Annotated in this window: 21 protein-coding genes; 16 read left to right on the plus strand and 5 right to left on the minus strand. The window is 66.0% G+C overall.

The window, feature by feature from the left end:
• Positions 1 to 12 precede the first annotated feature (12 nt).
• Positions 13 to 1185, plus strand: coding sequence for an ABC transporter permease (locus AB1446_04425; protein ID MEW6546149.1), 1173 nt, complete (start codon positions 13 to 15; stop codon positions 1183 to 1185).
• Positions 1186 to 2112: an ABC transporter permease gene (locus tag AB1446_04430; protein MEW6546150.1), complete on the plus strand. Its 927-nt coding sequence runs from the start codon at positions 1186 to 1188 to the stop codon at positions 2110 to 2112.
• Between the two features lie 66 nt (positions 2113 to 2178).
• On the opposite strand, the gene AB1446_04435 is transcribed toward AB1446_04430, so the two are convergent.
• Entirely contained in the window at positions 2179 to 3417 is a 1239-nt protein-coding gene (locus AB1446_04435; GenBank protein ID MEW6546151.1) for a glycosyltransferase family 2 protein, read from the minus strand.
• A gap of 160 nt (positions 3418 to 3577) precedes the next feature.
• Positions 3578 to 4912: a M20/M25/M40 family metallo-hydrolase gene (locus AB1446_04440; protein MEW6546152.1), complete on the minus strand. Its 1335-nt coding sequence runs from the start codon at positions 4910 to 4912 to the stop codon at positions 3578 to 3580.
• A 183-nt stretch (positions 4913 to 5095) separates the two neighbouring features.
• Here AB1446_04440 and phoU point away from each other — a divergent pair, with 183 nt between their 5' ends.
• From phoU to AB1446_04490, 10 genes are all read left to right on the plus strand, one after another.
• Entirely contained in the window at positions 5096 to 5749 is a 654-nt protein-coding gene (gene phoU, locus AB1446_04445; protein MEW6546153.1) for a phosphate signaling complex protein PhoU, read from the plus strand.
• 106 nt (positions 5750 to 5855) lie between these two features.
• Positions 5856 to 6695, plus strand: a complete 840-nt coding sequence (locus AB1446_04450; GenBank protein MEW6546154.1) for a phosphate ABC transporter substrate-binding protein — start codon at positions 5856 to 5858, stop codon at positions 6693 to 6695.
• Complete coding sequence (gene pstC / locus AB1446_04455; GenBank protein MEW6546155.1) at positions 6692 to 7543, plus strand: phosphate ABC transporter permease subunit PstC; 852 nt, start codon at positions 6692 to 6694, stop codon at positions 7541 to 7543. Before AB1446_04450 ends, pstC begins: the two co-directional genes overlap by 4 nt.
• Positions 7540 to 8478, plus strand: a complete 939-nt coding sequence (gene pstA / locus AB1446_04460; protein MEW6546156.1) for a phosphate ABC transporter permease PstA — start codon at positions 7540 to 7542, stop codon at positions 8476 to 8478. The genes pstC and pstA overlap by 4 nt, the downstream gene beginning before the upstream one ends.
• Positions 8475 to 9275 carry a phosphate ABC transporter ATP-binding protein gene (locus tag AB1446_04465; protein MEW6546157.1) on the plus strand — a complete coding sequence of 267 codons (801 nt, stop codon included), beginning with the start codon at positions 8475 to 8477 and terminating at the stop codon, positions 9273 to 9275. Before pstA ends, AB1446_04465 begins: the two co-directional genes overlap by 4 nt.
• Positions 9276 to 9337: 62 nt before the next feature.
• A complete protein-coding gene (gene pstB / locus AB1446_04470; protein ID MEW6546158.1) occupies positions 9338 to 10099 on the plus strand; it encodes a phosphate ABC transporter ATP-binding protein PstB in 762 nt (253 codons plus the stop codon).
• A 94-nt stretch (positions 10100 to 10193) separates the two neighbouring features.
• Positions 10194 to 10718, plus strand: a complete 525-nt coding sequence (locus AB1446_04475) for a ribonuclease HI family protein (GenBank protein ID MEW6546159.1) — start codon at positions 10194 to 10196, stop codon at positions 10716 to 10718.
• A gap of 16 nt (positions 10719 to 10734) precedes the next feature.
• On the plus strand, positions 10735 to 11790 hold the full coding sequence (locus AB1446_04480) for a TPM domain-containing protein (GenBank protein MEW6546160.1): 1056 nt from the start codon (positions 10735 to 10737) through the stop codon (positions 11788 to 11790).
• A 28-nt stretch (positions 11791 to 11818) separates the two neighbouring features.
• Complete coding sequence (locus tag AB1446_04485; GenBank protein ID MEW6546161.1) at positions 11819 to 12391, plus strand: LemA family protein; 573 nt, start codon at positions 11819 to 11821, stop codon at positions 12389 to 12391.
• A 212-nt stretch (positions 12392 to 12603) separates the two neighbouring features.
• A complete protein-coding gene (locus AB1446_04490) occupies positions 12604 to 13086 on the plus strand; it encodes a hypothetical protein (protein MEW6546162.1) in 483 nt (160 codons plus the stop codon).
• Between the two features lie 20 nt (positions 13087 to 13106).
• On the opposite strand, the gene AB1446_04495 is transcribed toward AB1446_04490, so the two are convergent.
• The 3 genes from AB1446_04495 to AB1446_04505 all read right to left on the minus strand — a co-directional run bounded on the left by AB1446_04495 (position 13107) and on the right by AB1446_04505 (position 16008).
• Positions 13107 to 14189, minus strand: coding sequence for a hypothetical protein (locus AB1446_04495; GenBank protein MEW6546163.1), 1083 nt, complete (start codon positions 14187 to 14189; stop codon positions 13107 to 13109).
• Positions 14190 to 14268: 79 nt separating this feature from the next.
• The gene (locus tag AB1446_04500; protein ID MEW6546164.1) at positions 14269 to 15306 is read right to left on the minus strand and encodes a Nif3-like dinuclear metal center hexameric protein; all 1038 of its coding nucleotides are present in this window, start codon (positions 15304 to 15306) and stop codon (positions 14269 to 14271) included.
• Positions 15307 to 15648: 342 nt separating this feature from the next.
• A complete protein-coding gene (locus tag AB1446_04505; protein MEW6546165.1) occupies positions 15649 to 16008 on the minus strand; it encodes a Na-translocating system protein MpsC family protein in 360 nt (119 codons plus the stop codon).
• Positions 16009 to 16185: 177 nt separating this feature from the next.
• Here AB1446_04505 and AB1446_04510 point away from each other — a divergent pair, with 177 nt between their 5' ends.
• The 4 genes from AB1446_04510 to AB1446_04525 all read left to right on the plus strand — a co-directional run bounded on the left by AB1446_04510 (position 16186) and on the right by AB1446_04525 (position 23098).
• Entirely contained in the window at positions 16186 to 16311 is a 126-nt protein-coding gene (locus tag AB1446_04510) for a hypothetical protein (GenBank protein ID MEW6546166.1), read from the plus strand.
• Between the two features lie 286 nt (positions 16312 to 16597).
• Positions 16598 to 17758 carry a M20 family metallopeptidase gene (locus tag AB1446_04515; GenBank protein ID MEW6546167.1) on the plus strand — a complete coding sequence of 387 codons (1161 nt, stop codon included), beginning with the start codon at positions 16598 to 16600 and terminating at the stop codon, positions 17756 to 17758.
• Between the two features lie 111 nt (positions 17759 to 17869).
• Positions 17870 to 18391, plus strand: a complete 522-nt coding sequence (locus AB1446_04520) for a hypothetical protein (protein ID MEW6546168.1) — start codon at positions 17870 to 17872, stop codon at positions 18389 to 18391.
• Positions 18392 to 19111: 720 nt separating this feature from the next.
• On the plus strand, positions 19112 to 23098 hold the full coding sequence (locus AB1446_04525) for an RHS repeat-associated core domain-containing protein (GenBank protein MEW6546169.1): 3987 nt from the start codon (positions 19112 to 19114) through the stop codon (positions 23096 to 23098).
• Positions 23099 to 23317: the final 219 nt, after the last annotated feature.

A 23317-nucleotide genomic window follows, 5' to 3' on the forward strand; every position in this document is an offset into this window, starting at 1 on the left:
GGGTGCGAGGGCATGAGGTTGCGCCTGGAACGGCGGCTTGACGTTCCCCGCCCCCTGATCTGGTTGATGCCTGTGGTGTCGGTGGCGCTTGCCCTCCTGGCCGGTGCCCTGTTTTTGCACCTCACCGGGAGCGACCCCGGGGAAGTGTACGGCATGATGTTGCGGGGTGCCTTCGGGTCTCGCTACGGCACTACCGAGACCTTCGTGAAGGCGATCCCCCTCATGCTGTGCGGGCTGGGGGTGGGGATTGCCTTCCGCATGCTGCTATGGAACATCGGGGCAGAAGGACAGCTGTACATGGGGGCGTTTGCCGCCACCTGGGTGTGCCTCTCGTTCCCGGAGGGGCCCGCGTACCTGCTCGTGCCCGCTATGATGCTGGCGGGATTGCTCGCCGGCGGTGTGTGGGCCCTGCTGCCCGCCATACCACGGGCTTACCTGAAGACCAACGAGGTCATCACCACCCTGATGCTCAACTACGTGGCCATCCTGTGGGTGAGTTACCTGGTGCACGGCCCCTGGCGGGACCCGGCCGGGCTCAACTTCCCGCTGACCCCGCCCTTCCCCCGCTCGGCATGGCTGCCCACCTTTCCCGGGACCCGCGTCCACGTGGGCCTCGTAATCGCCGTGGTGGCGGCGGCGCTGCTCAGCGTGGTGCTGTGGCGAACCCGCTGGGGGTACGAGGTGAGGGTGATTGGAGAGAGTGCCCAGGCCGCGCGCTACGCGGGCATGAACGTGGAGCGCAACATCCTGCTCGTCATGTTCCTGAGCGGGGCCCTGGCCGGACTGGCGGGCATGTGCGAGGTCTCCGGGGTTATCCACCGCCTGCAGCACCAGGTGTCCCCCGGATACGGGTATTCCGCCATCATCGTGGCCTGGCTGGCTCGCCTCAACCCCTGGGCTATCCTGGTGGTATCCATTCTTTTCGGCGGGTTGCTGGTAGGAGGGTATGCCGTACAACTGGCCGGCATTCCGGCAGCGGTGGCTTACATGCTCCAGGGAGCCATCCTGTTTTTCGTGCTGGGAGGCGAGTTTTTGACGCGCTACCGCATCCGCCTGGTAGTTTCGCCGGGCCCGGGTCCGGTGGTGGCGGCCGGAGCAGGGGGGGACGGCTCTCCGGCCGGCACGGCCGCGCCGCGTTCGGCGGGTCGGGGAAGCAAGGGCGGCACCCGGGAAGGGGGGGTATAGATGGACTGGCTGCTGGCGGTTTCCATCTGCCAGGCCGCCATCACGGCGGGAACCCCCATCCTGTTCGCAGCCCTGGGGGAAATCCTGGCCGAGCGGGTGGGCGTGCTCAACCTGGGCGTGGAAGGCATGATGCTGGTGGGGGCGGTCTCGGGGTTCCTGGTAACGGTCCGGACGGGAAGCCCCTGGCTGGGCCTGCTGGCCTCTTTGGTGGCGGGAGGGCTCATGGCCCTCATCCACGCCGTGCTTTCGGTGGGGCTGCGGGCTAACCAGGTGGTGAGCGGCCTGGCTCTCACCCTGTTCGGCACAGGGTTGAGTGGCTACCTGGGTAAGCCCCTGATCGGGGTTCCTGCTCCGCTCACGTTCCGCCCGGTGAAGGTCCCCGGGCTGGGGGACATGCCCTTCCTGGGACCGGTAGTGTTCGGGCACGACTACCTGGTGTACATCAGTTACCTGCTGGTACCGCTGCTGTGGTTCTTCCTGTACCGCACGCGACCGGGCCTGCACATGCGGTCCGTGGGGGAAAACCCCGCTGCCGCCGATGCCATGGGCATCAACGTGGTCTGGACGCGCTACATTTACACCGTGGCTGGGGGCATGCTCGCTGGAGCTGGCGGTGCGTACCTGTCCCTCGCCTACGCCCCTACCTGGCTGGAAAACATGACTGCGGGACGGGGCTGGATTGCGGTGGCCCTGGTGATATTTGCCGGCTGGAATCCCCTTGTGGCCCTGGCAGGATCCTACCTGTTCGGGGGCGTGGATGCTCTGGGCCTGCGCATCCAGGCTGTGGGTACCGTGGTGCCTTCGTTCTTCCTGAGCATGCTCCCTTATGTCTTCACCATCCTGGTGCTTCTGGTTAGCGCCCGCGGCAAGCGCCGTCTGGCGGCTCCCGGTGCCCTGGGGCTGGCCTACGACCGCGAGGGCCACTAGCCCCCCGGCACAAACGGCTGGGCGCAAGCGATCCGGGTTCCGGGGTGCATGACGGCGCGTGATGGCCTAGCCGGTGTGGCGCAGGGAGTAGAGGTGGGTTCTCTGCTCCAGGCTGATGGCGCGGGTATGGGGGGTACGGTACCAGCCGCGGTGGCGGAAAGTGAGCAGTCCCGCCACCGCAATGGGTATCCAGGTAAACGAGAACACGGTGTAGGCGGGTAAATAGAGATAGGCTTTCAGGGGTGCCTTTTCCAGATACATAGCGATCACGGGCATGAGGTAGGGGACGAGGGCCAGGGCCAGCAGCAGGGGGTTTTGGTCGCGGGCGGCGGCGACGGCTACCGCCGTCCGGGGGTGCAGGGCAGCAGAGAGGGCACAGAGGGGTCCGGCGAGGAGCAGTACCGGTTGCAGCAGGCACAGGAGGGCGTCCGCCCTCGTCCAGCTGCGCAGGGTCAGGGCCTCCCGGAACAAGCGGGGTCCGTAGGTGAAGAGGACCTGCCATTTCCCTTGCAGCCAGCGCAGCCTCTGCCGGCAGGACGGCCCCAGCCGGGCAGGTTTTTCGTCGAACACCACCGCTTCGTGGGCCCAGGTCACTCTTATGCCCCGCGAGATCAGGATCACCGTGTACTCCAGATCTTCGGTGAGAGAGGTGGCGGGCCAGCCCGTGCTGGCCAGAACGTCCCTGCGGAAGCACATGCCGGTACCGCAGAGCAAGCCCGATAGCCCCGCCCGGGCGCGGCCCAGTTGCCACAGCCGATTGGCCAGCCAGAAGTTGATGGCGTACGAGGCGCTCACCCAGGAATCCAGGGGGTTCTTGGTTTCCACCCGGGCCTGGACCACGCTGGCTCCCGCCACCAGGCGCGCGTTCACCCGGGCCAGGAACGAGGAGTCAAGGAGGTTGTCAGCGTCCATGATGCAAATGGCGTCACAGCGCGAGCGGTTCAGTATCTGGCACAGCCCGAACTGCAGGGCGTACCCCTTCCCCCGGAGGTGGCTTACCCGCTCCAGCACGGTTGCCCCTGCCCGCGCTGCCACGTGAGCGGTCCCGTCAGTGCAGTTGTCTGCTACCACGTAAACCTCCACCAGGTGTGCCGGGTAATCCTGGCGGGCAATGCTGTCCAGCAAATGGGGCAGTACTGTCTCCTCGTTGTGGGCGGGTATGAGCAGGGCAAAGCGGGTCACCGGCTCCGCCGGAGGCGGGCAGCGCGGGTGCCCCAATCCCAGGTACGCGAGAATGTAGTAATAGAGGAGTGCCAACAGAAACAACCATTGTAACGCGCTCAATATGTACTCTGGCGCCGCCATGGCGACCCCCCTCCGATTGCTCCCCTGCGATTATACGTTGGGGAACAAGGAGGCTTCACGGACGGCGCCCGGCCCTGCAAGTGGGGCCGGGGCGAGAACGGCGCGACTACGCTTCAAAATCGCACTCGCTCTCCCTCACCCGGCCCCGTACGCCCGCGGGCTAGGTCGTACAGAAGGAAGTGAGGGCGTCCCACATCACCTGCAGGGCGAAGCGGAAGCTGTCCTCGGGAAGTCGCTCATCGGTACCGTGGGCCAGGTGAACCGGCACGTGGGGCAGGTAGGGCCAGAACCCATACACGGGGATGCCCAGCCGGCGCAGGAAACGGCTGTCGGTCATCCCGGTGGACATGAAGGGAGCGAGGGTGCTTCCCGGGACGTGCCGGGAAAGGGCCTGGCGCAGGCACTCCACCAGGGAGGTGGGGAAAGGTGACTCACTAGGCTGGTCGCTCATGAGGACCTCCACCGTGATGCCTGCCCCGTCGTCTCCCAGGGCCTGGCGGACTTCGGCCAGGAAGGTTTCGGGCGTGAATCCCGGCACCATGCGACCATCCACCTCGGCCGTGGCCTGGGCGGGGATCACGTTGGTTTTGCTCCCCGCCGCCAGTACGGTGGGACTAACCGTGTTGCGCAGGGTGGCCGCCAGCCCGGCTGCCTTTTCCGGTGGCAGGAGCCGCTCCAGGTCTTCCCGCCTGCCGCCGGTGGCGATTGCCTGCCGGATGGCCCTGCCCACTTCCGGTCCCCCGGCCTCCACGAAAGCGGCCAGCATGGCCTCGACGGTGGGGGTGAGATGCAGGGGTAGTTCGCGCGTGCCGAGGCGGGCCACGGCGCGGGCCAGCTTCACCACCGCATTGTCGGCGACGGGCACGGAGCCGTGGCCCGCCCGGCCCCGGGCAGTGAACCGCAGCCAGCATACGCCTTTTTCCGCCGTCTGGCAGGTGAATACTTGGGCTCCCCCCAGGGAGAAGGAGGCACCGCCGCCCTCATTGAGGGCTGCTTCCGCCTGCAGTAGTTCGGGGTGCTCGCGGGCGAGCCAGGCCATGCCCCAGGTGCCGCCTGCTTCCTCGTCGGCGGTGGCGGCCAGGATCACGTCCCGGTCCGTTTTGACCCCCAGGCGCTTCATCCAGAGGAGGATGGTCACCCAGCCGGCGATCATATCCTTGCAGTCCAGGGATCCCCGTCCCCAGATGGCGCCGTCCGCCACCGTCCCCGAAAAGGGCGGGTACTGCCAGTCCTCTGCCCGGGCGGGTACCACGTCCAGGTGACCCGCGAGCAGGAGGGGTTTTCGCCTCCCATCCCCCGGCCAGCGGGCTACGATGCTGCCCCGCCCCGGGGCGGGCTCGAATACCTGGCAGGAGATCCCCTCCCGGCGCAACAATCCTTCCAGGTAGCGTGCTGCCTGGACCTCGTTACCCGGTGGATTGGTGGTGTCGATTTGCAGTAGAGAAATCAACAGTTCTTTGGCCTCTGCGTACATCTCATCTCCCGGGAATTCCATCGGTTCGTTCCTCCTTTCCTCTCTTGGACGCCTGTTCCGCCCCGGGTGCCAAGCCTCCGCGTCCGGGAAGCATTCTGCGGGCAGAAAGCAGCTTCCTGCTCCCGCCAGAGCGCGGGGCGGAAGGGAAAGCGGGGATCCGGGGAGAAAATGAAGTAGGAATTGGGTGGTGAGGGAGGCTGAACGGTGCGCAGGTCATTTGAAGAAGGGCTGGCCAACCTGCGGGAGGACTTGCTGCGCCTGGGCCACATGGCCGCGGAAGCAGTGGCCCTCTCGGTTGACGCTTTGAAGCGTCAGGATGTGGAGCTGGCCCAGAAGGTCATAGCGGGTGACGAGCCCATCGACCGCCTGCACCTGGAGATCCAGAACCGGTGCATGGAACTGATTGCCACCCAGCAGCCCATGGCGGGCGATCTGCGCGTGATCGGTGCTGCCATGGTGATAAGCATTGACCTGGAGCGGGTGGCCGACCATGCCGAGGGAGTGGCGTCGGCGGCGGTGCGGATGGCCCGGCAACCGTTGCTTAAGCCCCTCATCGATGTGCCGCGGATGGCGGAAGTGGTGCAGGGGATGCTGAAGAAGGCGCTGGACGCCTTTGTGGAGCGGGACGCACAGAAGGCAGCCCAGGTGGCCCAGGACGATGACGTGGTGGACGGCCTCCGTTCCCAGGTGTTTCGCGAACTCCTCACCTACATGATGGAGGATCCCCGCAACATCTCCCGGGCCCTGGAATTGATCCTGGTAACCCAGCACATCGAGCGGATGGGAGATCATGCCACCAACATCGCGGAAAGAGTCATCTACATGGTCACTGGCGACCTCCGCGACCTCAACGTCTGACCACGAGGAGGGACCCTCTACCCGGCCCCGGGCGGGCACCCCCGCCATATCCGGGGGAGGAATCCCCGCCCGGGGAGGCCGGCGCAGGACGTCCGCCGGGCACGGCTTGGGCGATGGCAGGGCGCGCATCAGGGCCCTCGTAATGGTGGGCGTCATGCTCCTCGGCTTGCCCGTCCTGGCCGGGTGCCGGCGGGAAGCCCGGGCCCACTCCCTTACCCTGGCGGGATCTACCTCCGTGCAGCCATTTGCCGAATTGCTCGCGGAGGTGTTCATGTCCCGGCACCCGGACATATCGGTCAACGTGCAGGGCGGTGGCTCCAGTGCCGGCATTGAGGCCGCTCTCAGCGGTGCTGCCGACATAGGGATGTCTTCCCGCCATCTGGAGCCCGGGGAGGAAGCGCGCCTGCGGCCGGTATTGATAGCCCAGGATGCCCTGGTGGTGGTGGTCCATCCCTCCAACCCGGTCACTGGCCTGAGCCGTATCCAGGTGCGGGAGATATTTGCGGGGCGGATAAGGGACTGGAGCCAGGTGGGAGGGCCCCCGCGTCCCATCCACGTCATATCCCGGGAGGAAGGCTCGGGGACGAGGGCTTCCTTCGAAGAAATGATCATGGAGGGGCAGGAGGTAGACCTGCGCGCTCTGGTTCAGGACTCAAACGGAGCCGTGCGCGAGACGGTGGCTCAGGACCCCGGAGCCATCGGTTACATCAGCATGGGCCTCGTCGACGAGAGGGTCAAGCCCGTTTCCATCGATGGGATGAGTCCCTCGGTGCAGGCGGTACTGGAAGGAAAATACCGGCTGGTGCGCCCGTTTCTGTTCGTGCTGAGGGGAGAGCCGCAGGGGCCCGCGCGGCAATTCCTGGATTTTGTCCTGGGCCCGGGGCAGGCTATCCTGCAGGAAGAGGGACTTATCCCCGCCCGCACTGAGGGGGGAGGGGGTTCTTGAAAGGTCGGGAATTGATCATCCATCGCGTCCTGCTCGTGTTGGCCTTGTCTTCCCTCAGCCTGTTGGCTCTCATCGCCCTGTTCATCTTCGTGGGCGGGGTGCCCATCATGGTGGAGGAAGGGGTGATGGAGTTCCTCCTGGGAACCAGGTGGGCTCCCACCCGCGGCCATTTTGGCATCCTGCCCATGATCGTGGGGTCCCTGTGGGTGACGGTCGGCGCACTGGTGCTCGGGGTGCCTGTTGCCCTCGCCTGTGCCATTTACCTCTCGGAGATAGCCTCGGAAAACGTGGGTAGGGTGGTCAAGCCCGCGCTGGAACTGCTGGCGGGGATTCCCTCCGTGGTTTACGGATTCCTGGGACTCGTGCTGCTGGTCCCCTTTGTCAGGGAGTTCCTGGGGGGGCCGGGCTTCTCCGTGCTGGCGGCTGCCACCGTCCTGGCGGTGATGATCCTGCCCACGGTGACCAGCGTCTCTTACGATGCCCTGCGGGCGGTCTCCCCCAGCTACCGGGAGGGCTCCCTGGCCCTGGGGGCTACCCGCTGGCAGACCATCCGCATGAGCGTCCTGCCGGCGGCCCGCTCCGGTATCCTGGCCAGTGTGATCCTGGGGATGGGGAGGGCGGTGGGCGAGACCATGGCCGTGATCATGGTGGCGGGGAATGCCACCCTGTTGCCCATTTCCCCCCTGGACCCGGTGCGTACGCTGACCTCGAACATTGCCCTGGAACTGGGGTACGCCGCCGGCAGGCACCGGGAGGCCCTCTTTGCCACGGGGGTGGTGTTGTTCCTGATCATCATGGCACTGAATCTGGTGGCAGGAGCTGTAGCGGGTAGGAGGAAGTCCAGGTGAACGGCCGTGTACACGGAAGTGCAGCGCCGGGCGGCGGCAGGTTGGAAAACCCCGATGGGAGGGGCAAGGTTGCCTGGCAGCGGGATGTCATCCTGCGTTCGCGGCGGCAGGACCGCTTCGTGGTGGGCCTGCTGGCTGGCAGCGCCTTGCTGGCCGTCGGGATTCTGGTGCTCATCGTGGGATACGTGCTGTGGCAGGGCCTGCCCGTTCTCACGCCCGAGTTCCTGCGGGGGGCCCCGGAAAAGATGGGGAGGGCGGGTGGCATATTCCCCACCATCGTGGGCACAGTGCTCCTCACCGCCGGAGCGGTGCTGGTGGCGGCTCCCCTGGGTGTGGGCACGGCCATATACCTTGCTGAATACGCCCAACAGAGCCGGCTGGTGGCGCTCATCCGTTTCGGCACCGAGTCCCTGGCCGGGATACCTTCCATCATCTTCGGTGTTTTCGGGTTTCTCTTCTTCGTGATCTACCTGGGGATGGGCTGGTCCATCCTCTCCGGGGCGCTGACCCTGGCTGGTATGATCCTGCCCACCGTCATCCGCACTGCCGAGGAGGCGATGCTGGCCGTACCGCGGGAGTACCGGGAGGTGAGCTATTCATTGGGGGGATCACGCTGGCAGACCATCACCAGGGTGGTACTCCCCAATGCCCTGCCCGGCATCCTCACGGGCGTCATGCTGGGGGTTGGGCGCAGCGTGGGAGAAACGGCGGCCGTAATATTCACGGCTGGAGCCTCCCTGCGGGTTCCCCACTCGGTGCTGGATCCTGTGCGTACCATGTCGGTGCACTTTTACCTCCTGGCCCGGGAGGGGATATCCATGCGCAATGCATACGGCACCGCAGCGGTGCTGGTGATGTCCGTGCTCGCCGTGAATTTCGTGGCCTACTATCTCATGCACCGGCGTCTGGTCCGGTTCCGGGGGGCGGGACGGTGAAGGACGCGGCTGGTACGGAGACGAGGGCCTGCGGGGAATCCGCGGAGCCGGTCAAGATCCTGGTACGGAACCTTGAGTTCTGGTACGGACCGGTGCAGGCTTTGAAAGGCGTCACCCTGCAGGTGGGGCGGGGGGAGCAACTGACCATCATGGGCCCCACCGGCAGTGGAAAGACCACTTTCCTGCGCTGCTTGAACCGGTTGAACGACCTGGTGCCCGGCACCAGGCGGGAGGGCGAAGTGCTCATCGACGGCCAGGACGTGTACCGCCCCGGCGCCGATCCCGATGCGCTGCGCAGGCGGGTGGGTATGGTGTTCGCCCTGCCTGTCCCCCTGCCCATGTCCATCTTCGACAACGTGGCGTATGGACCCCGGCTGCACGGGGTGCGGGGCAGGAAGCTGGCCGAGGTGGTGGAGCGGAGCTTGCGCGGGGCGGCCCTGTGGGACGAGGTAAAGGACCGCTTGGGAGACTCGGCATTCAGCCTGTCCGGGGGACAGCAACAGCGCCTGTCCATTGCCCGTGTCCTGGCGGTGGAGCCGGAGGTCATCCTCATGGATGAACCCTGCTCGGGTCTGGATCCCATCTCCACCCTGCGGGTGGAGGAACTCGTGGAAGAGTTGCGCGGCCGGTACACCATAGTCTTCGTCACCCACAATCCGCAGCAGGCGGCACGCCTGGGCGGGCAGGTGGCGTTCTTTTACCTCGGTGAACTTGTGGAGTGCGCCCCGGCGGGGCAGCTTTTCACCAGGCCCCGTGACCGGCGGACGGAGGACTACATCTCCGGCCGCTTCGGATAAATCCTGGCCGGCCGGGTTCCCGAGCGGCGACGACAGCGGCCCATGGATGAGGTGAAACGCGGTTGGCGAAAGGCAAAGTGGTGGTGTCCGAACTGAACCTCTCCTACCGGGGAAGACCCGCCCTCCGAGACGTTACCCTGATGTTCCCCGAGAAGGCCATCACCGCAATCATCGGTCCCTCCGGGTGCGGCAAGTCCACGCTGCTACGCACCATAAACCGCATGAACGACCTCATCCCGGGTGTTCAGATCCGGGGAAAAGTCCTGCTCGACGGCGAGGACATCTACGGCGGAGGCATCCTCCTTGAGGAGCTGCGTCGGCGGGTGGGGATGGTTTTCCAGCGCCCCAATCCCTTCCCGCTTTCGGTTTTCGATAACGTAGCTTACGGGCCCCGGGTCCACGGCGTCCGCGATCGCCGGGTGCTGGCTGACATCGTGGAAAAGTGCCTGCGGGCGGTGGGCCTTTGGGACGAACTGCGGGACCGTCTGCACCGCCCTGCTCTGGACTTATCCCTGGGCCAGCAGCAACAACTCTGCCTGGCCCGGGTGCTGGCCGTGGAACCCGAGGTCATCCTGCTGGACGAGCCCTGCTCTGCCCTGGATCCCATCTCCACCCTGCGCATCGAGCAGTTAATGCAGGAATTGAAGGAACGGTATACCATCATCATCGTCACCCATAACATGCAGCAGGCAGCCCGTGCCTCCGACCTCACCGCCTTCATTCTGAACGGGGAGCTGGTAGAGTGGGCGCCTACCGAACTCCTCTTCACCTCACCCCGCGACCCGCGCACGGAGGCGTACATCACCGGACGTCGCCTCCCCTGACCGTCCGGGTCGTTGGCCGGCAGAGCCGACGGGCGGTCGCCTGGGAAGGTGACCGTGTGCTATACTGTCTCGGAGAGAAAGGCCGAGCCAAACATTGTGCGGGAGAGGGGCAGGGGAACTGGCCGGGGCGGGCAACGCGGGCGGAAACTGGATCGTCTACATCGATGGAGGGGCCCGGGGAAATCCGGGGCCGGCGGCGGCCGCCGGGGTGATCCGGGACGAATCCGGAAAGCAAATACAGTTTTGCGTGTACCTCGGGGTAACCACCAACAACGTGGCGGAATATCTTGCTCTGTTGTGGGCCCTGGAGGAGGCACGGCGGGCCAGGGTGCCCGAGTTGATGGTTTTCACCGACAGCGAACTCCTGGTCCGGCAAATGACGGGAGAGTATAGGGTCAAGAGCCCCCGGCTCACGTCCCTCCATCGGCGTGCCCTCGAATTGGCCCGGGCCTTTCCGCGTTTCCAGATAAGCCACGTGCGGCGGGAGGACAATCGGCTGGCCGATTTCCTGGTCAATCGCACACTGGACTGGGCCGCCAAATATCTTGAGCCCCCGGCCTGCCCTGGAGCGGGTGCGGACGAATATGCGCGTGGGCCCGGTGAGGGCAGGCAGACCTAGCACGGCGGCGTCAGCGATGGGCGAGGTAGTGATGGGAGCGGACAGAGCGGACGGTAGGGTGCGGAGGAAGCGTGCTTTGGTGATGGCCACCTGGGCTATCGCCGTGATGGTGGCTGCTGCCAGCCAGGCGGGAGCAGCCGCAGAATTCCCGGCTCCGGCTGGCTACGTCAATGATTTCGCCGGGGTCCTGTCCGGCGCGGACAGCCAGAGGCTGGAAGAGCTTTGCCGCTCGCTTGAGGCCAGGACGGGGGCGGAGATGGCCATTGTCACCGTGCGCACGACCGGTGAAGAGAGCATCCAGATGTACGCGGTGAAGCTGTTTCAGACCTGGGGGATCGGAAAGAAGGGCGAGGACAATGGTCTTTTAATCCTCGCGGCAATAGATGACCGGCGTGTTTGGGTCGAGGTCGGCTACGGCCTGGAGGGTGTCCTGACGGACGGCAAGGTGGGTGCCATCTTAGACCGTCACCTGGTGCCCGCCTTCAAGGAGGGCAGGTACGGGGACGGGATGTGGGCCTGTGCTCGGGCTCTGGCCGGAGAGATAGAGGCCGCTTACGCCGGCAAGGGAACGCCGGCGCCGGGCCAGCCCGTACCCGCCCCGACCCCGGCGGCTGCCTCACTGCTCTTCTTCGGGCTGGGCATCGCCGTCTTCGTGGCGGGGGTGTACCTCCTGGCGCGAGCCACCTTCCCTCGATGTCCCTCGTGCCGGGCCCGCCTGCTGGTGAGGGAGAAGGTGCTGGTGCCGGCCACCCTGCTCGCGGCAGGCATGGCCCTGGTACTCTACACCTGTCCCCGGTGCGGTTACAGCCGGGAGAAGCGGCGCGTGCTGCCCCGGCTGATCCCCGTCCACACGGGCGGGACGTCGCGGCGGGGCGGGACCTTCTGGGGGCCCTTCGGGGGAAGCGGTTGGACCGGCCGATCCCGGGGCGGGTTCGGCGGTTTTGGGGGGGCCGCAGCGGCGGTGGCGGAGCCGGTCGCGGTTGGTGAAGCCGTTCTGGAAGCCGCCCGGAGTGGGCCCTCATCCTCGCAGGGTGGGGAGCCGCCGAACGGTCAACGGGCGGCCACCGCATAGTCAATGGACGGGGGGAAGGGTGAGCAGTTTGAGGCGGGCGATCCTTGTGGTGGTGGCTCTGCTGCTGCTGGTTATCCTCCTGGGCGGGGGAACCCTGGCCGCCACCTACAACCGACTGGTGAGTGCATCCGAGCAGGTGAACGAGCAGTGGGCGCAAATCGAGAGCCAATTGCAACGGCGCTACGACCTTATCCCCAACCTGGTGGAAACGGTCAGGGGGTACGTGGCTCACGAGCAGGAGGTGTTCACTGCCGTGGCAGAGGCCAGGGCGAAGCTGGCGGGTGCTGCCACCACGTCGGCGCGGGTCGAGGCGGCCAACCAGCTTGAGAGCGCGCTGGCCCGGTTGCTGGTGATCGTGGAGCGTTATCCCGAATTGAGGGCAAACGAGCAGTTCAATCGCCTGATGGACGAACTGGCGGGGACGGAAAACCGGATCAACGTGGCCCGCATGCGCTACAACGAGGCGGTCAAGCAGTACAATCGCATGATCCGCAGTTTCCCCACGGTGCTCCTGGCCGGGATGTTGGGCTTTGGCGAACGGCCCTATTTCCAGGCCCAGGAGGGGGCCGAGACCGCTCCCCGCGTCGACTTCGGTAAGTAACGGGAAGCCAATTGCCTGGGCCTGGGTCTGAAAAGCGCTGATACGCAAGAGCGGGCGGGACCTCCCAGGAAGTGGCGGTCCAGGAGTGTCGCTGGCCCCTATGTCAACATACGCCCTCCCCGCCGCCGGAGTGCCGGTCGCAGGGCAGCCTGCGTGTGGCGCCCCGACGGCCGGCATATGGATTTGGTAGGGAGACCTCGGGGGGTGCGGGTATGGAGACGAGGCGGGCGGGGCTTGAGCTGGTGGCGGAGAGCGCCGTCATCATAATTCCCGGTGTATTCCTGATCATGGACGTGGCCTTCGATCATCAGGTGCCCTTGGCATGGAGCGGCAGCGATGTCTATGAACTAAACGGTACGGTGCTCGGGGGCAGGCGGGTGGCGGCGAGCGGACGGCATCGCACCTACCGGGAGACCTCCCTGCCGCTGGGCCTGGGCACAGTGGAAGCGGCGCCGGCAGTTCCGGCGCCGCGTCCCGAGTACGTACGGCGCACGAGGGTGAAGCTCCACAGCAACTTATTCCTCGATCCGGGCCAGCTGCTGGCGGGCCTCACCGCCCACTGGGTGGATGAGGCGGGCCAGGTGATTCTGGATATTCCCCTGCGCCGGCCGGACGTGAGCCTGGATTGGCTGGGCCGCGGCCTGTTCGTCCTGGACGTCTCCGGCCAGGTGCAAGCGCTGCTGGCCCGGCTCTAAATCGCTGCCTTCCTTGCCCGTCAGGACACGAGCGGGGTGAGGGCCACCGCCAGCAGGGCGGCGGTGAGGATGCGGATGACAGTGCCCAGTACGGCGGCCTCCATGGCCTCGCCTTCGGACAGGTCGGATACCCGTGCCCATACCGCCGGGATCTGGCCAAAGATCACCTGCAGGGGGAAGCCGGACGCCGCCAGCACGAAGGACCCGATCACCAGGGCGGGAGCCACCTGGGCCGAGATGTCCTTTAGCGTGTTCATGGCCAGGGTGGGGGAGGCCAGCACGGACAGAATGCCGGTCTTGGGCTCGATGCTGAGGGCGGTGAGGGCGGCGGTAAGGCCGCTCTCAATGGGCTTCCAGATTCCCAGGTAGTCCAGGGCGCCGATGATCCCGAATATCACCACCGCGGCGGGGATGATGAGCAGGAAGACAAGTTCCGCCCCTTCGCGACCGGCACCGAACACGGTGTCGAGCGCGCCCCTGGTGGGGGTGAAGCGCGGCAACTCCTTAAGCTCCACCCGTCTGGTATCCCGGTAGATGGTGCGGCTCAGCAGGAACGGCACCACCACCAGGGGGAGGAACAGGGCGATCAGGATCACGGGGAACACGGCGATCCCGGCCCGGGTCAGGGCCAGCATGCCCAGCATGAAGGTAGAGAAGGACTGCTGGGATTGGACCATGGTGGCTACGGCAATCTTCTGCTCTGCCTTCGTGGCGCCGGCCTGCTTGAGAGTGGGGCCGGTGATGCGGCCCGCGGCGTTGATGTCACCCAGGATGTTGTACACGGCGGGGATAATCACCGTGGGGTTTATCCTCATCCACCTGGCGATGGGCGCGAAGATGCGGATGAGAGCGTCCGTGAATCCCAGTCTCTCCAGAACACGGCCTACGATCACGCTCAACATGATGGTGACGCCCAGGGCGCCGGTGATGTAGATCTTGACCACGATGTCGAATACTTTTTTCACCATGGCATCGAAGGTCCCCGCGATGGTTCCGGGTCCCACTAGCAATCCCAGCAGGGCCAGGAGGACCATAACCAGCCCGATCACCTCAATGCGGGTCATGGTGCGCCCGGCTGCAGCTTCCTTCTCCAGGGTCGCCATTTTCGTTGCCTCCTCTCTGGCAATCCTGTGTTCCCGATGAGTCCTTCCCGTGGTACGGCTTGTCTACCTGCGAGTACCATCACCTCCCCGAAGGCCGGGCGGCCACCTGCTTGGGCAGGAGGAAGCGTCCGGCCATGTCTTGCGCGTATTGCCTGACGGCGGCATGTCCTGCCCGCTCGAGAGGCAGGGCCAGCACCCGTTCCCGGAACAGCCAGACCTCCACGGCGGGAAGGAGAGCACGGAGGGCATAGGCCAGCGGCATGCCGTTTTCCAGGATCTCCACCGCATGGGAGTTGCCCACCAGGAAGGTCAGTCCCAACTCCCTGGCCTTCTCCACCAGGGGGCTGGAAGACCGCACCCTGCTGATGCTGGCCACGATGGTGTTCACTTCGGGATGTTCGGTGAGGGCCTGACTCAGGTGGTTGTCACTGAAGCCGGTGTGGGGGAAGATGTGCAGTATCTGCCGCACCGGCGAAGAGGGGCTGCCGTTGAGGAGTTGCGGTCCGGTGGCCACCACCGTTTCCATGGCATCGGGACACTCGCGCAGGTCGCGGTCACTGTCCAGGGCGTCTCGCTCGCGGGCGAACCCCATGAAATCCTCCAGGCGGTGCAGGATGTCGCCCGCAGTGCGGATGCCATCCAGGGGTTCGCCCACGTACATGATGTTGCCGGGGACGCCCCCGTACGCGATATCCACCCGCAGGGGGCGGTGGCCGTGCAGGAAGGGGATGCCTGGATGGAGCCCGTGGAACGCCTCATGCACCTCGAACACCGCTATCCCATACAGCGACAGGTAGAACTTTAGGGGCACCCCTCCCGAGTTGGCTGCATCCGCCACCGGGTGATGGGCCACCACGGCGTCGATGTCCATGGCGCCCGCCAGCTCGATTTGCGACTCGGTGAGGGTCATGGTGACCGCCAGCTTCCGCACCGGCTGTTCCGGATCGCCGAATACCAGCCCGGGCGTCTCCATCACCGCCTTGCCGGGGATTCCCGAGGACTTGATGACCACAAACCGGTTGCTGGCGCGGGCGAGCTGGTCGAGCTGGGTGACCACCCGCCCCCCCGTGATGGCGTCCAAGGCCATCAGCACGTCTTTCACCCGCGGGAAATCCATGCTCTTTCCTGCCTCCTTTTCGACCGGGCTCTTTTCACCGGGGTGGCAGCCCAACCGATCCCTGCCGCCTCCCCCGTCTATAGCCCTCGCCGACCCCTGCCCTCCTCGGCGGGCCGTGCCTGATTGGAGGGCTGGCCCTACTCTAAGCGGAAACCGCCGGCCCGGGGAAAACACATCCCCCGGACCGGCGGTTTACAGGCTCTTCGGCCCGAAGCTCCCTACACCTGCCGGCCCTTTGCGATCCGGCGGCTCGCACCACGCAGTGCCATTCTGCCCGCTGGCCAGACCAACTCTCCGGCCGACAGGCGGCGGACACTCCCCTCTTGTCTTATGCCGGGCGACTCAGTCGCCCGTGAGGGGCTCGCCCACCACGATGATGGTTCCTGCGATCTCGGCCTCCGGGTCGTAATCCTTCAGGATGCTTACGACTTTGAGCCAGGGAAGCTGACGCTCAAGCTCCTGCCGCATCCGTTCCTTGAAGGCGTCCAGCAAGGCCACATCGGCCATGCGGGAGGCCGCGCGGTTCACCCGATCCAGGTAGTCAAGGCCTCGGATGCGCTTGTGATCCGCCAGTACCACGATCTTGGTGCCGACGATGTCCACCCGCAGCCGCCTGACCCCGATCTCGAACGCCTCCTGATTCACCTGGTTGTAGATGCGGGCTATTTCCTGCTTGAGTTCCCCCAGCGCCAGCTCCGGCACCTTGTGGCAACCACCCCCCTGGCCTGTCTGCTTTGTCCCTTGTTATTCGACATCTTCCTCCAGATTCCTCCTCGGCTTCGGACCGGCGGGAAGCGGCAGCAACCGACACGCCCAATTGTGTACCATGGGTGGGTGGAATCGCCACGGATTCCCATCCATTCCAGGGAGGTAGGGAACGTGAGGAGGCGCAGGGTGCTGGTGATCCTGGTGTCGGCGGTCATGGTCCTGGGAGTCCTGTGGGTGGGGCCGGGCTCCCCGGGAGCCGTCGCCGCCCGGCGGGGTGCTGCGCCCTCCTTACCCTGAAGGAGGGGACCCAGCCGGGCTCTTTCTACATGTGGGGGTGCGTGGGGGACGGGAAATCCATCGTGTTCACCTCCCTATCCGATAATGTGTTGGGACCCCTGTGGCGGTACGACATCGAGCCCTGCGGTGCCGCTGGGCGTGGGGTCTACAAGGTTACGGCCCGGAGCCCTGACCTCTCCGTGGTCAACCTTGACTACGTGGAGGCTGCCCGGGCGGCGGGTGGCCCACCGGGGCAATTTGTCCGCGCTCAGGTGACGAAGTCAGCACGGATGCGGAGGCGATGCAGTTGGAATCGCGGCTGTTGCACTTCCTGATCGGGCAACAGGATGCCATCACCGAGGAACTGCGAGAGCTGGTGGAACTTGAGTCGCCCAGCACCGATAAGGGGGCCGTGGACCGCTTCGCCGCCAGGCTGGCGGAGAAGCTGGCAGGCCTGGGCCTCCAGCCCCAGGTCGTCCGGGGGCAGGAGCGGGGAGACCAGGTGCGGGCCGTGCTGGGCGAGGGGGAGCGCCAGATATTGGTGCTGTGCCACATGGATACCGTGTGGCCCGTGGGCGAGGTCGCCCGGCGCCCGGTCAGGATCGACGACGGCAGATTGTTTGGGCCGGGGGCCTACGACATGAAGGGAGGCATTGTGCAGACCCTCTGGGCCCTTCGGGCCTTGCGGGAACTGGGGCGGTGGCCGGGCACGGAGGGCGGCCGCGACCTGTGGTCCCATAAGAGGGTGGTGTTCCTCTATACCTCGGACGAAGAGATCGGTAGCCGCTCGTCCCGTCCTCTCATAGAGGACGAGGCGAGGCGGAGCCGGGCGGTGCTCGTTCTCGAGCCGGCCGGCCGGAACGGCGGTGTCAAGGTGTGGCGCAAAGGGGTGGCCGGATTCCGAGTCCGGGTGGAGGGCCGGGCAGCTCATGCGGGGGCGGACCCGGAGCGGGGCATAAGCGCGGTGCACGAACTCTGCCGGCAGGTGCTGGACATTTGTGCCCTGGCCAACCCGGTGGCGGGCACCACGGTCAACGTGGGGGTGATCCGGGGCGGCAGCCGTCCCAACGTGGTGGCCGCCGAGGCCGAGGCCGAGGTGGACTTCCGGGCTGCCACCGCCGCGGAGATGGATCGCATCGTGGCGGCCATGTTCGCCCTGCGCCCCCATGCCGAAGGAACAGTCCTGCACGTCACCGGTGAGATGAACCGTCCTCCCATGGAGCCCACCGCCGCGTCGGAGCAACTCTATCGCCTGGCCCGTGACCTCGCTGGCAGTCTCGGCTTTGACCTGCCCGCCGAGGGGACGGGTGGTGCCAGTGACGGCAACTTCACCGCTTACCTGGGGGTTCCCACTCTGGACGGGCTGGGAGCGGTGGGCGATGGGGGGCACTCCCTTGACGAATATGTGGTTCTGGATGACCTACCGCGGCGCACCGCTCTGCTAGTCCGGCTGCTCGAAACCGTATGAGAGGAAAGCGCGGTTCAGGCGGTCCCATCCGGCCGGCAGGAGATTGCGTCGGGGGCCCGAACTGAAATGGTAGTGTGCCGGCGGCTCCCAAAATGTGGGAGGTAGAGAGCCATGGATGATGAGCTGCGGGCGTTTTTGGAGGATCGCTTCGCGCGACTGGAACAGCGGATGGGCGCCCTTGAGGAGCTGATTGGGTCTCTCGATGGGCGGCTGGCGCGGGTGGAGCCGCAGGTAACTACGGTTGGCGAGCGGGTAGTCGGGGTGGAGTCGGCGGTCGCCGCGGTTGGAGAGCGGGTGACCAGGGTGGAGTCGGCGGTCGCCGCGGTTGGAGAGCGGGTGACCGGGGTGGAGTCGGCGGTCGCCGCGGTTGGCGAGCGGGTGACCGGGGTGGAATCGCAGGTGACGGCCCTTCGCTCGCAGACGAGCGACCTGGGTGTCCTGCTAGAATCGACCCAGTACCAGGTTCGCCTGGTAGCAGAAGGTCACTCGGTCTTGTACGGCGCGATCGACCGCCAGTACGAGGAAGTCAGGGCGGAACTGCGGGATGTGCGTGCCCTCCTCAGGGTGTGGAACGACCTGGTAACCAGGCGCCTGACAGACCTGGAGTACCGCGTGCGGGAGAAAGTGGGATAGGACCACTGTCCGGGCCGGAGTAGCCGCCGCGAGGGGAGCTTCCCGGTGCGGGACACGGGGCTTCCGAGCACCGCCGGGTGGGTTCGGCCCCGGTCGGCCGCTGTCCCCGGGGTGATGGCGGGATCGGACGGGGAAATCCAAGGGTGCAGTGGGGGTGCGTGGCGGGAGCACATGGAAAGGGCATCCGGGGAGCGGGGGCGCACTTGCAAGCGCATGATCACCATCAACGCTGCCCACATTATGGGAACGGCGGACCGGCTGGGGACCCTGAAGCCCGGGCGGACCTCAGCCTGTTTACCGGGCATCCCCTGGAGGCCCAGAGCCGCGTTGCGTTCTCATCGACGGCCGGCCGGTGTACGCCCTCCCCTGACGGGGGATCACCAGCGGGTGCCATCTTCACACTGCTCGCCAGCCACGTGCTGCCGGACACCGAGGGCGAGGCTGCGAAGGCCGCAGAAAAGGCCCTGCGCGTTAGCAACCCGCTCTTCCCCCGCGCAGGGCGGCAGGTGAGCCTTGGCGCTGTGAGCAAACTGCCCGGGGTCAGGCGCGGATTTCCTGGCGGATGACAAGGTCTGCTCAGGTCATTATCCTTACGGTGGGTACATATTCCAGATATGGAAAGGGGGGCTACGCTGCCACCGGCGGCCGCTCATAGAGAGTTGCGGGTGCCCTGATGGCGTGCGTATTGCGCTTGGTGCACCGAGAAAGGGGTGCATGGAGATGTTTTCGCGCCGCCTGGCGAAGATCACCTCCTGCGTACTGGTGGTAAGCCTGCTTTGGCTTTTTGCCCTCCCTCCCGCCGTGCTGGCCGGCAGCGGTGCTGGCGCTGCGAGCGGAGCCGGTTCCGGTGCCGATGGCACGCACGGTGTGGCAGGTGAGCACGCCCGCTCCGTCCTGTTCCTGCAGCAGGAACTGCTGGGCAGGCCGGCGTTGCGCCGGGGTCTCTCCACGGTCGCGGACAACCTGGTCGTCGATGCGTCCGAAGTGGGGTTTGCCCTGGCATCCAAGGGCGGAAGGTGGAAGGTCCACTTCACGGCCGATGCCCGTCCCGCCCGTGCCCACGGGGGCCGTTCCGCCGCGGCGTTACGCATTGACGACCGCGGACGCTCTTTGGGCCTGGCCCTCCGGGATGCCCGTGCGGTGCCCGGCAAGCACCGGGGCAGCAAGGTGTGGTACGACGAGGTGCTGCCCGGGGTGCGCCTGGAGTTCCAGGTGGCCACGGACGGGGTGAAGGAGAGCATCGTCCTCAAGCGTGCGCTCAAGGAGAAGGACGTCTCCTTCCGCTTTGCGCTGGAGACCGCGGGCCTGGAGCCCCGCCTGGAGGGGGGCCAGGTCCTCTTTTGTGACGAGCACGGCCTTCCCCGCTGGTACGTGCCGCGGCCCTTCATGGTGGACGCGGCCGGGGCGGTGTCCGCCGCGGTCTCCCTCCAACTCGGCCGGGAGGGCGGGGCGTCGTTCCTCGAGATCGTACCCGACGCGGCATGGCTTTCCGACCCCGCCCGCCGCTACCCCGTGGTGATCGACCCCAGCCTGGCGCTGTGGCCCGGGCAGCTTGGCTGGGAGCCCTACTGGCGCTATTTCACCCTGGATCTCGATGATGCGGGCAGCGTTTCGGTGAACCTGTTCAACGGCAACCTGGTGCTCAAGTACCAGGACCTTTACTTCACCGGGCAGGGTTCTCCCACCTTCCTTACCCGTACCTACAACTCGCAGGGGAACATGAACGGCCTTTTGGGTTACGGCTGGGTGCACAACTACTTCGGCTTCCTGCTGGAGAACGCTGACGGCATGGTCACCTACACCGACGACGACGGCACCGAGGCGGTGTTCACGCCCAATGGGGACGGCACCTATGCCCACCCGCCCGGGATACACCTCAGGCTCACCCGCACCACCGACCCTTCCGGCCAGGTCCTCTTCCTCCTCGAGGACGTCAAGACCCACGAGGTGGAGACCTACGACGCGAGCGGCAACCTCATCCGCCGGGCTGACCGCAACGGGAACGCCACCGTGTTCACGTACCAGGAGGGCGCCCTGGTCTCCATCACCGATGCCTCGGGCCAGGTGACCACCTTCTCGCTTTCGGCGGATGGTGGCATCCTAACCGCCACCGACCCGGCGGGCAAGTCGTTCACGTACTCCCGCGATGCTTACGGCAACCTGGTTTCGGTGACCAACCCGGCCGGTGAAGTCGTGCAGATGAGCTATGACGCCCCCCGGCACCTTGTGCTGTCCGTCACCGATGCCCGCGGCAGGACCACCTCGTTTGCTTACGATGCCGAGGGCCGGGTGGTGGCGGTGACCGACCAGGAGGGCAACGTCTGGCGTCTCTCGTACGACCCTGCCAACCGCGCGAGCCAGGTGACCACTCCTCGGGGGGAGGTGTACGCCTACCGGTTCGGTGAGCTGGCCAACTGCGTGGAGGTGACGGAGCCGGGCGGGCTTGTCACCACCTACGGCTGGGATGCCGACCTGAACCTGGCTCGGGTGACCGACCCCAAAGGGGGCACCACCACTTACACTTACGACGACATGGGCAACCGGCTTACGGAAACTGACCCCCACGGCAAGGTGACCAAGTTCGAGTACGATGCGGATTACAATCTGGTGCGCGCGGTGGACGCCGAGTCCTCCGCGGTCCAGGTCACGTACGATGCCAACCACAACCCCCTGACCGTGACCGACTCGGCCGGCTCCCAGGTGAGCATGACCTACGACCAGAAGGGCAACACCAAGTCCGTGACCGACGGCAACGGCAACACCACGTATTACTACTATGACGAGCGGGGGAACCTCGTCCGGGTTGAGGACCCCGAGGGTGGGGTGGCCACCTACGGGTACGACTCCTCCAACAACCTGGTTTCGGCCCAGCTTTCCCGGGACGGCACCGTTTACCTCAGGTTCGAGTACGCCTACGATGCGCTGGGCCGCCTCGTCCGGGTGACCGACGCGAAGGGCCAGTCCGTCCTGCAGAGCTATGACGCCAACGGCAACCTGGCCGAGGTCCGAGCTGCCGACGGGGCCACGGTGAGCTACGCGTACTCCGGCACCAATCAAGTTCTCGAGGAAAAGCATGGCGGCGTCACCCGCTACGGGTTCGCCTACGATGCAAACGGCAACCGCGTGTCCATGGCCGTGGCCGGCCTGCCCGGGCCTTACAGCTACGCTTACAACGAGCAGAATCGCCTCGCCTCCGTCACCGAGCCCTGGGGCAACCGGGCCGAGTACAGCTACGATGCCGCCGGCAACGTGACCGGGGTGGCCTTCACAGCCGGCGGCCTGAGCTTCACGGTGAGCTACGGCTACGACGCCAAGGGCCGCCTCACCACGGTCTCGGACGGTGCGGGCCAAATTGCCCTTTCGTACGGTGCCAACGACCGCCTGGCGCAGGTCGCCTACCCGGGCGGCGTCACCAGGGTGCTATCGTACGATGCCGCGAACAAGGTGACCAGGGTGGAGTACCGCGACGCTGCGGGCACCGTGCTCTACTCCGAGGACTACGCCTATGACGGCGAGGGGAACAAGGTCCGGGTCACTTACCATGACGGCACCGCGGCGGTGTACACCTACGACCGCCTGAACCGGCTGACGGCCGAGACCGATCCGGTGACGGGCAGGAAGACCGTCTACCAGTATGACCCGGCAGGAAACTGCACTGCGAAGCTGGTCTACGCCGCCGACGGCACCCTGCAGTCGAGCCTCGTTTACGGGTACAACCAGGCCGGAGAACTCGTCTCTGTGGACGGCGTCCCCTGCGAGTACGATGCCCGGGGCAACCTGGTTGACGACGGCTCGCGCATTTACGTCTGGGATGCGAAGAACCGCCTGATCGAAGTGCGGGACAAGGTCACGGGCAGCCTGGTGGCGGCCTTCTCGTACGACGGTGACGGGCGGCGCATTTCCCAGACCACCGTCCAGGGCACCGTGTACTACCACTATGATGGCAGGCACGTGGCTTACGAGACGGACGGGGCGGGCAACGTCACGGTAGCCTTCACCTACGACCAGGCCGGTATCCCGCTCACCATGCGCTACCAGGGCCAGACCTACTACTACCGCACCAACGACCGCGGCGACGTCCTGGCCCTGGCCGATGCTCAGGGTAACGTGGTTGCCTCCTACCGCTACGACGCCTGGGGCAACATCCTGGAGGCCGCCGGCCCGCTGGCGCAGGTCAACCCCTACCGCTACGCCGGCTACCGGTGGGACGCGACCACGGGGCTGTACTTCCTCCAGACAAGGTACTACAATCCAGGCACGGGGCACTTCCTCAGCGGGGACGCGGTGCTGGGAACTCCGTTCGCGTCTCAAACGCTCAACGCCCGTGTGTATGGGGCAAACAACCCTATACGATTCGTCGATCCGGACGGACGGTGGGTTCAGGCAGCGGTAGGTGCTGCGGTCGGCGCTGCCATCGGACTGGGGACGTACCTTTGGGACAGCAGGGGGCAAAAGCGGTCGGTGGGGCAAGCCTTGGTGAGTACGGTGTACGGTGCCGTGACCGGTGCTCTCATTTCGACCGTGGGTGGTTCGGCGGTTGCCGGTGCGGCGATCAACGTGGGAATGGCGTTGTACCGCGGGGAACGCAACCCCAAACGATTGGTCGCCGAGGCCGCAAAGGGAGCCGCGTATGGTACCGTGGGACTGTACGTCACGAAGCTGGTGGGTCCTGCAGTGGCGAAGGTCATCACCAGACTGAGGAAATAGATGCCCCAGGGACAGCCCGTGCACGGCCCAAGGAGGTGTCTGTGTGCTGAAGAACGACCTGTTTCCGCTTGTATTAGGGCTAGCTGTAACGGCCTTCGTATACGTGTTCGTTTTCCGCCGTGTAGGCAGCGTGGAACAGCGTATGTTCCAGACATGGTTGCTCGTAACGATCATAATCCTGGGCAGTTGGCTATCCCGGTCCGTGTTCGGTCGGCGGTA

This window comes from Bacillota bacterium (genome assembly GCA_040757085.1).
Taxonomy (GTDB): Bacteria; Bacillota; Sulfobacillia; order JACIYH01; family JACIYH01; genus JACIYH01.